The organism is Microbacterium sp. zg.Y909 (genome assembly GCF_024626565.1).
This window is the reverse complement of record NZ_JANJFJ010000123.1, coordinates 1-11,602: the sequence shown is the minus strand read 5'-3', so window position 1 is coordinate 11,602 and position 11,602 is coordinate 1. Positions and strand designations below refer to the sequence as shown.

At 72.0% G+C, this 11,602-nt stretch carries 13 protein-coding genes; 3 read left to right on the top strand and 10 right to left on the bottom strand.

From position 1 onward, the window contains the following. On the bottom strand, positions 1–1,648 hold a 1,648-nt coding region (menD, locus tag NQ160_RS10795), incomplete at its 3' end, for a 2-succinyl-5-enolpyruvyl-6-hydroxy-3-cyclohexene-1-carboxylic-acid synthase (RefSeq protein WP_257515245.1). Beyond that, positions 1,645–2,022 (bottom strand): PLD nuclease N-terminal domain-containing protein, encoded by a 378-nt coding sequence (locus tag NQ160_RS10790; RefSeq protein WP_257515244.1) that lies wholly within the window; start codon positions 2,020–2,022, stop codon positions 1,645–1,647. The genes menD and NQ160_RS10790, both read right to left, overlap by 4 nt. Positions 2,023–2,107: 85 nt before the next feature. Here NQ160_RS10790 and NQ160_RS10785 point away from each other — a divergent pair, with 85 nt between their 5' ends. Then, positions 2,108–2,395: a DUF4229 domain-containing protein gene (locus tag NQ160_RS10785; protein WP_257515243.1), complete on the top strand. Its 288-nt coding sequence runs from the start codon at positions 2,108–2,110 to the stop codon at positions 2,393–2,395. Positions 2,396–2,411: 16 nt separating this feature from the next. On the opposite strand, the gene NQ160_RS10780 is transcribed toward NQ160_RS10785, so the two are convergent. Genes NQ160_RS10780 through NQ160_RS10750 form a run of 7 tightly spaced genes read right to left on the bottom strand, consistent with a single transcriptional unit; the run spans position 2,412 to position 8,667 of the window. After that, positions 2,412–3,389: a 1,4-dihydroxy-2-naphthoate polyprenyltransferase gene (locus tag NQ160_RS10780; protein WP_257515242.1), complete on the bottom strand. Its 978-nt coding sequence runs from the start codon at positions 3,387–3,389 to the stop codon at positions 2,412–2,414. 6 nt (positions 3,390–3,395) lie between these two features. After that, positions 3,396–4,589 carry an AMP-binding protein gene (locus NQ160_RS10775; protein WP_257515241.1) on the bottom strand — a complete coding sequence of 398 codons (1,194 nt, stop codon included), beginning with the start codon at positions 4,587–4,589 and terminating at the stop codon, positions 3,396–3,398. 7 nt (positions 4,590–4,596) lie between these two features. Beyond that, positions 4,597–5,496 carry a 1,4-dihydroxy-2-naphthoyl-CoA synthase gene (locus NQ160_RS10770; RefSeq protein ID WP_257515240.1) on the bottom strand — a complete coding sequence of 300 codons (900 nt, stop codon included), beginning with the start codon at positions 5,494–5,496 and terminating at the stop codon, positions 4,597–4,599. Positions 5,497–5,537: 41 nt separating this feature from the next. Then, positions 5,538–6,335, bottom strand: coding sequence for an LLM class F420-dependent oxidoreductase (locus tag NQ160_RS10765; RefSeq protein WP_257515239.1), 798 nt, complete (start codon positions 6,333–6,335; stop codon positions 5,538–5,540). Between the two features lie 10 nt (positions 6,336–6,345). After that, positions 6,346–7,332 carry a hypothetical protein gene (locus NQ160_RS10760; protein ID WP_257515238.1) on the bottom strand — a complete coding sequence of 329 codons (987 nt, stop codon included), beginning with the start codon at positions 7,330–7,332 and terminating at the stop codon, positions 6,346–6,348. A 29-nt stretch (positions 7,333–7,361) separates the two neighbouring features. Next, positions 7,362–8,330, bottom strand: coding sequence for a permease prefix domain 1-containing protein (locus tag NQ160_RS10755; RefSeq protein WP_257515237.1), 969 nt, complete (start codon positions 8,328–8,330; stop codon positions 7,362–7,364). A 4-nt stretch (positions 8,331–8,334) separates the two neighbouring features. Then, positions 8,335–8,667: a PadR family transcriptional regulator gene (locus NQ160_RS10750; RefSeq protein WP_257515236.1), complete on the bottom strand. Its 333-nt coding sequence runs from the start codon at positions 8,665–8,667 to the stop codon at positions 8,335–8,337. A 251-nt stretch (positions 8,668–8,918) separates the two neighbouring features. Here NQ160_RS10750 and NQ160_RS10745 point away from each other — a divergent pair, with 251 nt between their 5' ends. After that, entirely contained in the window at positions 8,919–9,911 is a 993-nt protein-coding gene (locus NQ160_RS10745) for an o-succinylbenzoate synthase (protein WP_257515235.1), read from the top strand. Here NQ160_RS10745 and NQ160_RS10740 read toward each other — a convergent pair. Next, a complete protein-coding gene (locus tag NQ160_RS10740; protein ID WP_257515234.1) occupies positions 9,904–10,533 on the bottom strand; it encodes a TetR/AcrR family transcriptional regulator in 630 nt (209 codons plus the stop codon). The two genes, NQ160_RS10745 and NQ160_RS10740, sit on opposite strands and share 8 nt — an antisense overlap. Positions 10,534–10,647: 114 nt before the next feature. Here NQ160_RS10740 and NQ160_RS10735 point away from each other — a divergent pair. Beyond that, positions 10,648–11,602, top strand: a 955-nt coding sequence (locus NQ160_RS10735) for an MMPL family transporter (protein ID WP_257515233.1), incomplete at its 3' end; no start/stop codon positions are given.

Sequence of the window (11,602 nt, the reverse complement as noted above, 5' to 3'; positions counted from 1 at the left end):
CCGCCACAGCCGCGACCTCGAGACCGTCGAAGATCGTGCCGCCGCCGTCGTTGCCGACGATCACCTGAATGCGCGGCTCGTGCTCGTGCGGGGGCAGCAGCAGCGCGCCCACATCGTGGAGGAAGGCAAGGTCACCCAGCAGCAGTCTCGTGACGCCGGGGGCGCCGCCGGCCTGCGAGGCCAGCGCGATGCCCGTCGCGGTGGCGACCGTGCCGTCGATCCCGGCGAGTCCCCGGTTGGCGTGGACGGTCACCTTCTTGCCCGGCAGCACGGCATCGGCCACGCGCACCAGGCGAGACGACCCGAACATCAGCCGGTCGTGCGGCCACGTCGCCCGCCACACTGCGTCGACGAGGGCCTCACGGTCCAGCGGCGCGCGAATGGCCTGCAGCTCGGCGGCGATCGCGCCGAGGCGCTGCGCCGGTTCCGCCGACGCCAGCCCGTCCGCGTCGGGCGCGGCGGGAGCCAGATCGACCGCTGCCGCTCGAGAGGCCAGCATCCACTCCCCCAGCCATTCGCGGTCCGCGTCGCCGGGAGCGACGTCGATGCCGCCGACCGCCGTCGTCGTGCCGTTGAGATTCAGTGGCTCCCCCGGCCCGCGGACCGCGATGACCTCGACGTCGGGCCGCGACAGGAGGGCGACGACCTCGCGGCTGAGCGTGGGGTGGCCGAAGACCACGGCGCGCTGCACGCGTCCACCGAGCGCCGGCTCGCGCAGCAGCGCGCGGTACCCGTGGACGAGGTTGCGACCGAACCGGGCGCCGCTGACGATCTCGGCGATGAGCGGCCACGACCCGCGGTGGGCGAGGTCCTCTGCTGCCGCACCGGCATCCGCTCCGGCCACGACGACCGTGCGCGGTCCCTGGTGAAGTGTCACCGGCTCTTCGTCTCCGCCGGCGGGGAGGTCGGACAGACCGATGCCGCCACCACCCTGGTAGAGCGCACCCGACACCTCGCCGTCATCCTCGGCGTGACGCTCGTCGGCCGCGTCGCGCCCATCGGCAGCAGCGTCGCCGTCGCCCGCGCCCCCGGCCGGTGCGGCCTCGCCCAGCAGCCAGGTGGGCAGCGCGCCGCCCAACGGCTCCCGGCAGGGCACGTTCAGGTGCACCGGACCGCTCGGAAGGCTTCCCCACCCGAGGCTCGCGGCGTACGCGTCGTCGGCGACGTCCCGCAGCATGACGGTCTGGTCCGCGTCGCCGTCGCGGTCGATCTCATCGGGCACGGGCAGGTCGTACTCGCGCCGCGCGCTCACGGCGAACATGCCGGGCTGACGGGTGGTCTGATTCGCGCCGACGCCACGCAGCTCGGGCGGCCGGTCCGCGGTCAGCAGCAGCAGGGGCACGCCCGCATGGTGGGCCTCGAGGGCTGCCGGCAGCAGATTGGCGGCGGCCGTTCCCGACGTGCAGATGACGGCGGCGGGCACCCCCGACTCACGGGCCAGGCCCAGCGCCGTGAACCCGGCGACCCGCTCGTCTATGCGCACGTGCAGGCGCACGAGGCCGCGTGTCTCGAGCTCCGCGGCCACCAGGGCAAGGGCCTGCGACCGGGATCCCGGGCTCAGCACGAAATCGCGCACGCCGCGCTCGACGAGCCGGCCCAGCAGCGCCGAGGCGGCATCCGTCGCCGGAGCCTGCTCCGCCGTGGTCATGCGTCGGAGGGGCGCGGGGGCTGGGGAGGCTGCGGCGGGTTGTTCCACCGCGGGTCGTCGTCATCGGCGTCGAGGGCCTTGAGCTCCTCTTCGATGCGGCGGATGCGCTCGTCCGTGTCACGGATGTCGCCGATGCGCCCGAGGAACTCGGGGTCGTCGTCCGGCGCCTTCGGGCGCGGGATGTCGGCGCGCTTGGTGCGGCCGACGGCGAACCAGAGGATGCCGCCGAGCACCGGCAGCGCGATCGTGATCAGCAGCCACATGGGCTTGCTCACGCCGCGGTGGCGGCGGGGATCTTGCACGGCACAGTCGACGACGCTGTAGACCCAGAAGACGGCCAACAGCAGCGCAACGATGAGCAGGATACGCGCCACGCTCTCATCCTAGGCGTGCTCACCTGGACAAGCGCCGACCGTGACCGAACCGGAGCCGACACTCAGCGGACCGTAGGATGGAATGGTGAAAGCACGCTCCGCGATCGTCTACTCGGTGCTGCGTCTGCTGGCGTTCCTGGTGCCGCTGGGCATCATGATGCTCTTCCCGATCATGCGGGAGTACTACTGGCTGTCGGCGATCTTCGCGGCCCTCATCGGGCTCAGCCTGTCGCTGCTGTTCCTGCGGGCGCCGCTGGACGAGGTCACATCCGACCTGGCCGCGCGGCGGCAGCGGCGCACGACCGAGCAGCAGGATGCCGACGCCGAGGATGCCGCAGCCGACACCCTCGGCGACGACGCACCGCTGCGCTGACTCAGACCGCGCTGACTCAGGCGGCGAACGCCCAGAGCAGCAGCGCCCCGTAGACCAGCGACGTCAGGGACGTCACCCCCAGCGCCACCACGAGCTCGCGCGGCGCGCGGTACGTCCAGACGATCAGGATCGCCGCGGCCGCCGGGATCAGCGCCAGCAGCGTCAGCCACGCGATGGGGAAGAACAGGGCGAGGTACGCCGAGATGCCGAACGGCACCAGCAGGAACAGCGTGAACAGCGCCTGAGTGGCGCGCTTGCCGATCCGCACCGTCAGGGTGCGCTTGCCGGCCGCGCGATCCTGGTCGATGTCGCGCAGGTTGTTCGCCAGCAGCACCGCGCAGGCCAGCAGTCCCGCTGCCACTGCGCCGAACCACGCCTCCTGCGGCACCACGCCCACCTGCGCGTAGGCCGTGCCGGCGGTGGCCACCAGGCCGAAGAAGACGAAGACGAAGAGCTCCCCCAGTCCCGCGTATCCGTAGGGCCGCTTGCCGCCGGTGTAGAACCAGGCCGCGACGATGCAGGCGGCGCCGGCTGCCAGCATCCACCACTCCTGGGTGCGGATGACGATGGCGAGGCCCGCGAGCGCGGCGATGCCGAAGAACGCCAGCGCGACGGTCAGCACCGTGCGCGGGCGGGCCTTGCGCGAGGCGGTGAGGCGGGCGGGGCCGACCCGGTGGTCGTCGGTGCCCCGGATGCCGTCGCTGTAGTCGTTGGCGTAGTTGACGCCGATCTGCAGCGACACCGCCACGACGAGGCACGCCAGCGCGATCACCCAGTGCAGCTCGCGGTCGACCACGAGGGCGGCGCCGGTGCCGATCAGCACCGGCGAGACGGCCAGCGGCAGGGTGCGCAGCCGCGCGGCGCCGATCCAGTCGCCGACCGTGGCGCGGGAGGGGACGACGGGCGAGCCCGAGGCTTTGGGCTTCTGCGGGTTGCCGCGAGCCTTTCGGCCTGCTGCCGACGATGAACGCTTCTTACGCGAGGGTGCTGCCACGAGCAGTCAGTTTAGGCCGCGTCGGCCCGGTGCCTCGCCCGGGGGCGGGGCGTCGTCGGCGACGGCCCGGCGAATCGCCTCACGATCGGGCTTGCCGCTCGGAAGCGTCGACAGCTCGTCCACGAGCACCAGCCGCGCCGGCCGTGCGTGCGCGCCGATCTCCGCCGCCACCGCATCGCGCGCCGAGACCAGGTGATCGGCGTCGCTGCGGCGCAGCACGTCGCCGCGTGGGCAGACGATGACCGAAGCCTCGCCCCACCGCTCGTCGGGAACGCCGACGACCACCGCGCCGGCGAACCCCGGGATCCCCCGCACGATCTGCTCGACGCGGTCCAGCGACACGTTGATGCCGCCCGAGACGATCACGTTGTCCAGGCGCCCGCGCACCTGCAGCACGCCGTCGCTCAGCACGCCGGCGTCGCCGGTGCGATACCAGCGGGTGCCGTCGTCATCCACGGGGAAGGTCGCAGCGGTGCGCTCGGGGTCGTCGAGGTAGCCGTCCGCGAGCGTCGGTCCGGTGATCTGCACCTCGCCGTCGACGATGCGAAGCGAAACCCCGTCGAGCGGCCGCCCGTCGTAGACGCACCCGCCGCTGGTCTCGGTGGAGCCGTAGGTGCGCACGATCCGGGCGCCGGCCGACTGCGCGCGCTCGAGCACCGCGGCGGGCAGCGCCTGACCGCCCACGAGGATGGCCTCGTACGAGCGCAGTGCCGACGCCACCACGGTGTCGTGCTCCGCGGCATCCAGCAGCTTCTGCAGCTGAGCGGGCACGAGCGACGTGAAGGTGGGCACCCGCTCGCCGTGGCGGGTCGAGGTCATCATGAGCGAGGCGGCCGCGAAGGCCTGCGGCGTGAACGCCCCCGACAGCAGGGCGGGCTCGCGGTCCGAGACGATGGCCCGCACGAGAACCTGCAGCCCCGCGACGTACGACGCCGGCAGCGCCAGCAGCCACGAGCCCTCGCCGATGCGGGCGGCGGTCGCCAGCGCCCCCGCGATGAGTGCGCTGCGGCTGAGCACGACCGACTTCGGGATGCCGGTGGAGCCCGAGGTGGTCACCACGACCGCGGTGCCGGCGGGCACGTCCCGCGCGGCGGGGTCGACCATGCCGAGCCCCAGCGCGGGACCTGCGCCGTGGATGGCGGCCCGCAGCGCCCGCATCACGTCGCGCGCGTCGGCGCCGTCCACCGCCTGCAGTTCCATCGTCGCCTCAGTAGTGCCAGGGGTACGGCGACCAGTCCGGGTCGCGCTTCTCGAGGAACGAGTCGCGGCCCTCGACCGCCTCGTCGGTGCCGTAGGCGAGCCGTGTCGCCTCGCCCGCGAACACCTGCTGGCCGACCAGGCCATCGTCGACGGCGTTGAACGCGAACTTCAGCATGCGGATCGCCGTCGGGGACTTCGTCAGAATGGTGCGGGCCAGCGCGATCGCCTCGCGCTCGAGCTCGGCGTGCGGCACCACCCGGTTCACCGCCCCCATCTCGTACGCGCGGTCGGCGGAGTACTCCTCGGCGAGGAAGAAGACCTCGCGCGCGATCTTCTGGCCCACCTGGCGCGCCATGTACGCCGATCCGTAGCCGGCGTCGAACGAGCCCACGTCGGCATCCGTCTGCTTGAACCGGCCGTGCTCGCGGGAGGCGATCGACAGGTCGCACACGACGTGCAGGGAGTGGCCGCCGCCGGCGGCCCACCCCGGGATCACGGCGATGACGACCTTCGGCATGAAGCGGATGAGTCGCTGCACCTCCAGGATGTGCAGGCGCCCGGAGCGCGCCGGGTCGGGGACCTGCGCCTGGTCGCCCTCGTACTTGTAGCCGTCGCGACCCCGGATGCGCTGGTCGCCGCCGGAGCAGAACGCCCAGCCGCCGTCCTTGGCGCTGGGCCCGTTGCCGGTGAGCAGCACCACGCCGATGCGCGAGTCCTGCCGCGCGATGTCGAGCGCCCGGTAGAGCTCGTCGACCGTGTGCGGGCGGAAGGCGTTGCGCACCTCGGGCCGATCGAACGCGATGCGCGCGATGCGGCCGTCGGTGGAGACGTGCGCGGTGATGTCGGTGTAGGCATCGGCGCCGGGCGCGAGCACCCACTCGGCAGGGTCGAAGAGGTCGGAAACCATGGCTCCAGCCTATTCCCGGGCGCCGTGGGGTGCCGCGAGGGTCAGGCGTTCTTGCCGTCGCGCCAGCGCAGCCACCGCTCGACGAGCGCGTAGTCCCAGTCCGGTCCCTGGAACCCGAGCGTGTACAGGCGCACGCCGCTGTCGTAGAGGGCGTCGGCGACCTCCTCGTCGCGGCCCTTGAGCTCGTTCGAGATGATCAGCCCATCCGTCGGGCGCTGTTCGACCTCGGCCCACTTCTCGATCACCGAGAGCTTGTGGGGCAGGTTGTCGGGCCCCACGAAGCTGTGCCAGATGTCGGCGTGGCGGGCGACCAGGCGCAGCGTCTTCTGCTCGCCCTGACCGCCGATCATGACGGGGATGCGGCGCGTGGGCGCCGGGTTGAGCTTCTCCCACCGCTTCTCGATGCGCGCGAGCCCCTGCTCGAGGTCGCGCAGGCGCGAGCCCGGCGTGCCGAACTCGTACCCGTACTCGTCGTAGTCGCGCTCGAACCAGCCGGCACCGGTGCCGAAGATGAACCGGCCCGTCCCGCCCTTGGCCGAGATGTGGTCGATCGTGCGGGCCATGTCGGCCTGCAGGTCGGGGTTGCGGTAGCTGTTGCAGTTGACCAGCGCCCCGAACTCGACGCGCTCCGTCTGCTCGGCCCAGGCGGCCAGCATCGTCCACCCCTCGAAGTGCAGACCCTCGGGGTCGCCCGAGAGCGGGAAGAAGTGGTCCCAGTTGAACAGGATGTCCACCCCCATCTCCTCCAGCCGCATGACGGCTTCGCGGAAAGCGGGGTACGGCGCGTGCTGGGGCTGCAGCTGGATGCCGAGACGTACCGGCGTGTCGAGAAGAGGCATGCGGCTCAGCTTAGGACGGGTGGATGCCGCGGGGGTCGGCATCCGCCCCGGTCGTCCTCAGCGCGCGCCGGAAGGCGGCGAAAGCGCTCCACCCCGTGATTGCGAGCGTGCCGACCACGACCAGCAGGGTGATCACCAGCTGGGCATCGCCGTCGATGTCGAGGTGGGCCACGAAGCCCGGATCGAACAGTCGACCGGTCACTGCGAGCCCCACGACGGGAGCAGCCCAGACCAGCGCGAGTACCGCGATCGCCGTCGCGCTTCCTACTCCCCACAGGCCGGTCGCCCGCGCCCGCAGGGTGACGGCGGCCCCGACGAGGACCAGCAGGATGCCGACGATCAGGCTCCCCGGCCACAGCGCGGCATCGAGCACCGACAGGTGTCCGGCACCGTCGACGGGCCACGGCACGGTGACAGCCAGGAGCCCCACGATCGCGAAGACGACGGCGACGAGGTGAAGGGTCAACTCGACCGGACCCAGCCGGGTGCCGGCATCCATCTCTCCGCCCGGCAGCTGGTCGACGGTCCACGTTCCGACGGGCTCACCCGTCCGCTCCAGCGCGGTGTAGACGATCGTCATGCCGGTGAAGATCACTGCCCCGACGCTGAGCGTGATGCCGATGGTCGGCCCGATGATCCCCCACGGCGACCTGTCCGCCAGGACCATGGCCACGACGACACCGAACGCCACCGGCGGCAGCGCGCTCCACAGCACGATCCGCAGGATGCGACGCCACGTCGGGTACCAGCGCGGGCCGATGAGATACAGCGGCCGGTCGGCGTATCCGGCGGCGAGCACGGCGGGGTCACCCAGGCCGTTCAGCACGGCGACCTCGGCCGCCGCCGGATCCTCCCCCTGTGCCACGCGGCCGTCGATCTGGTCGCGTATCGACGCGCGAAGCTCGGCGGCGTAGTCGACACGCTCGGCGGGCCGTACCGCCGCGGTCGCGGCCGCAACGTAGCGGCCGGTGTAGTCATCGCCTGTGATCGATCGCATGTCCGTGCCTTTCTGGCCAGTCACGTGCCTCAGCGCGCGCGGCGCGCCTTCAGTGCGGCGTCGATGATGTCCCACGCGGCCACACCGACGATGACGATTCCCAGCGCGGCCGCCGAGATCGACGCGGCCTGCTCCGACAGGGCAGGGAAGCCGCCGGGGAAGAACGCCGGATTGACCAGCATCCCGCTCCCGAGCAGGACGAGCGCAGGCACCGCGACGGCCAGCGCGACCACCGCGTTCGCGACGACGAACGGCCACGTCCACCGCCCGCGCACGTACACGGCGATGGCCAAGGCCGCCTCCGCGGCGAGCAGCACGAGCAGCGCCGCGATCCCCCAGGGCCACAGCCGAGGGTCGAGCGCGGGCATCCACTGATCCTGCAGGTACACCACACCCCTGACCTGGTCCCAGATCACCGCGCCCGCGGCGATGGCGACGAAGACGAGCGAGGCGATGAGGTCGCCCAGGCCCTGTCCGGCGGGACGGACCTCGCGCAGCTGGTCGACCGTCCAGGGAGTGAATGGCGTGCTCTTGCCGCCGAGCGCGCGGTCGGCGATGGCGAAGGCGAGGGTGACCCAGAACGCCACGTTAATCCCGACGGACAGAGTGCCTCCGATGACGCTGCCGATGACCGCGCCGATCATCTCGGCGGGGTCGCCGCCGGCCACCACCGCGCCGATGGCGAAGCCGATCGCGGCCAACGGCAACACGATCCACAGCAGCAGCTTCAGCACCCGGAGCCAGTCCAGATACAGTCGCGGACCGATCAGGTACAGCGGGCGGTCGGTGTACCCGGCGGCGAGCTTCTCGGGGTCGCCGAGCTCGCTCAGCACGGCCCGCTCCGCGTCGGCGGGAGGCTGGCCCGATGCCGCACGGGCATCGACCTGGTCCTCGATCGAGGCGCGCAGCTCGGCGGCCAGATCGGGGCGCTGCTTCTCCGGGACGGAGCGCGTCGCTGCGTCGACGTAACGATCGGTGAAGGTGGACTGCACTGTCATGTCATTACTCCTCGGGGAGCCCGGCGATCGCGTCGGCGATCGCCGTGAAGTCGTCGGTGAGGGCACGGGCCAGGCGCTGCCCGGCCTCGCTCGTGCGGTAGAACTTGCGGGGCCGGGCCTCGTCGGTGTTCCACTCGCTCGTGAGGTGTCCCTGCTTCTCCAGTCGGCGCAGCAGGGGGTACAGGGTGTTGGCGTCGGTGTCGAAGCCGCGCCGGCTGAGCTCCTCGAGCAGCCCGTAGCCGTAACCCGGCTCCTGCAGCAGCCGCAGGCACGCCAGCACCGTCGTGCCGCGCCGCAGCTCCTGCAGGTGGGTGTCGAGGGCCTCGGTCTCGCTCATGGATCACACTGTACTGTGTGACACACACTATCGTCAATGGCACATTGATGGCCAGCGTCGCGCCGCGGCCGTGCAGCGGGGCGCGCCCGCGCCAACTCCTCAACAAACGCGCACGGCGGCGGCAATACGGCCCCGCGGGCACCCGGCACCCGGTTCTTGAGGAGTTCGGACCGGCCATCGGACGCACCGGCGCCGGGTATGCACGGCGCGGGACCCGCGCGGCCCGCGCGCCGGCGGGCCAGGATGGGGGTGTGCCCTCGCTCCCTCCGCTCGACGAACTGATCCGCGACGCCGTCGTCGTGTCCCTCCCCCTCTCCACCCGGTTCCGCGGCGTGGACACGCGCGAGGCGATGCTGCTGCGCGGCCCCGCCGGCTGGACGGAGTTCTCCCCCTTCCTCGAGTACGACGATGCGGAGGCCTCCGCCTGGCTGGCCGGCGCGATCGACTTCGGCTGGAACGAGGCGCCGCAGCCGCTGCGCGACCGCGTGCTCGTCAACGCCACCGTTCCCGCCGTCGAGGCCGACCGGGTCGGCGACGTGCTCGCCCGCTTCGACGGATGCCGCACGGCCAAGGTGAAGGTGGCCGAGCGCGGCCAGGTGCTGGCCGACGACGTCGCCCGCGTCCGCGCCGTGCGCGCAGCGATGGGGCCCGAGGGCCGCGTGCGCATCGACGCCAACGGCGCCTGGAACGTCGACGAGGCCGAGCACGCCCTGCACGCCCTCGCCGAATTCGACCTCGAGTACGTCGAGCAGCCGTGCGCGAGCATCCCGGAGATGGCCGAGCTGCGGGCGCGCATCCGGTACATGGACATCCCGGTGGCCGCGGACGAGAGCGTCCGCAAAGCCGCCGACCCGCTGGCGGTCGCCCGCGCGGGCGCCGCGGACATCCTCGTGGTCAAGGCCCAGCCGCTGGGCGGCGTCCACCGCGCGCTGCAGCTCGTCGCCGAGGCAGGGCTCCCCGCCGTCGTCTCCAGTGCCCTCGACACCTCGATCGGCCTGTCGATGGGGGTCGCCCTGGCGGCCGCTCTGCCGACATTGGACTTCGACTGCGGCCTCGGCACCTCAGCGCTGTTCGTCGACGATATCGCCACCCCGGCGCTCGCACCCCTGGGCGGGGCACTCCCGGTGGGACGCGTGCAGGCGGATGCCGCAGCACTCGCCGCCCGCGAGGCGCCGGCAGACCGCCGGGCGTGGTGGCTCGACCGGATCGCGCGCTGCTACGCCGTGCTGGATTCGGTCAGCTGACCGGCGGGTCCACGAGCGCCGCGGCCAGTCGCTCGGCGCGGGCGTTGAGCAGCTCGCCGGCGCGCTCCTCGCTCAGGCCCTGCAGCGCGGCGCGCACGGAGGTGTCGTCCGCGACCTGCACGAATAGCCGCGCCACCTCGTCGGCGGGCAGCCGCAGACGGAAGCCGTAGGCGTCGACCAGCCGCGAGACGATCTGCGAGATGCGGGCGATCATGCCGTCCTGCCAGGCGAGGTACGCCTTCGCCATCTGCGGATCCCGCAGCGCCTGCGCGCGGATCTCACTGCTGAACGCGGGATCGATGCCGGGACCCACCGACAGCCCGACCAGGCGACGCAGCAGATCGGCCGGGTCGGTCGAGACGCTGTCGGCGTCGAGGCCGCGCACGCGCGTCTCAGCCTCCTCGATCTTCGCCTCGGCGACCCGAGCGATGAGGGCGAGGAACAGCTCGCCCTTGGAGGCGAAGTTCGAGTAGAAGGCGCCCCGGGTGAAGCCGGCGCGCTCGCACACCTTCTCGACGGAGGCGCCATCGAGCCCGACCTCGGCGAACACCTCCAGCGCGGCGTCCAGCAGGCGGCCGCGGGTGTTCTCTCGACTGCGCGTGAGCGGGCGCGGATCCGCCATCGCGCCACCTCCTTCACATGAATCACCCAGCCCGGCGGGGCCGGCGCGAATTACGATACACCTACGTATCCGATACAGTGCTGTATCCAAACCGAAGACCGATCGAAGGACGCCGTGTCCACTCTCCTGTTCTCCCTAGGCCGCTGGTCGTACCGTCACCCCTGGCGCGTGCTCGTCGCATGGGTGCTGCTGCTGAGCCTCGCGGGCGGCGGTGCCCTGGCCTTCATGAAGGGCACCGACAACGCCTTCTCGATCCCGGGAACCGAAGCGCAGGAAGGCATCCAGCTCCTGGAGCGCACCTTCCCCCAGGCCAGCGGCACGAGTGCCCAGATCGTCATCGTCGCCGATGACGGCGACGTCGTGACCGAGGAGCCCTATACGGGCGCCATCGCCGACACCGTCGCCGCATTCACCGACCTCGACGGCGTGCTGGCGGTCACCGACCCGTTCGACGACATGGTCTCGGGGCTCGTCTCGGACGATGAACGTGCCGCGATCGTGCGCCTGCAGTTCGACGGCCAGGCCATCGACGTCAGCGAGGAGACCACGCAGGCCCTCCGCGGCATCTCCGCAGACGTGCGCGACGAACTCCCCGCCGGGGCCCAGGTCGCCCTCGGCGGCGACCTGTTCGGCACGTCCATCCCGACGCTGTCGATCATCGAGGCGGTCGGCGTGCTCCTCGCGTTGTTCGTCCTCATCGTGACGTTCCGCTCCCTCGCCGTGGCCTGGTTCCCGCTGGTGAGCGCCCTCATCGGCGTGGGTCTGGCGATCGCCCTCATCTACGCGGCGACGGCCTTCACCCTGATCTCGTCGACGGCCCCCATGCTGGCGATCATGCTCGGGCTCGCGGTCGGCATCGACTACGCCCTCTTCATCGTCGCGCGCCATCAGGATCAGGTGCGCGCGGGGGTGGAGCCCGAGGAGTCCGCTGCCCGCGCGACGGGCACCGCCGGCTCCGCCGTGGTCTTCGCCGGCATGACGGTGCTGATCGCACTCGTCGGGCTCTCGTTCGCCGGCATCCCGTTCCTCACCGTCATGGGCATCGCCGCCGCGGCCGCCGTCGCCATCG

Coding starts and splice junctions, on each gene's coding strand:
- NQ160_RS10765 (WP_257515239.1), bottom strand. CDS start 6,335: ATGCCTCTTCTCGACACGCCGGTACGTCTCGGCATCCAGCTGCAGCCC.
- NQ160_RS10770 (WP_257515240.1), bottom strand. CDS start 5,496: ATGGTTTCCGACCTCTTCGACCCTGCCGAGTGGGTGCTCGCGCCCGGC.
- NQ160_RS10750 (WP_257515236.1), bottom strand. CDS start 8,667: ATGAGCGAGACCGAGGCCCTCGACACCCACCTGCAGGAGCTGCGGCGC.
- NQ160_RS10760 (WP_257515238.1), bottom strand. CDS start 7,332: ATGCGATCGATCACAGGCGATGACTACACCGGCCGCTACGTTGCGGCC.
- NQ160_RS10775 (WP_257515241.1), bottom strand. CDS start 4,589: ATGGAACTGCAGGCGGTGGACGGCGCCGACGCGCGCGACGTGATGCGG.
- NQ160_RS10755 (WP_257515237.1), bottom strand. CDS start 8,330: ATGACAGTGCAGTCCACCTTCACCGATCGTTACGTCGACGCAGCGACG.
- NQ160_RS10740 (WP_257515234.1), bottom strand. CDS start 10,533: ATGGCGGATCCGCGCCCGCTCACGCGCAGTCGAGAGAACACCCGCGGC.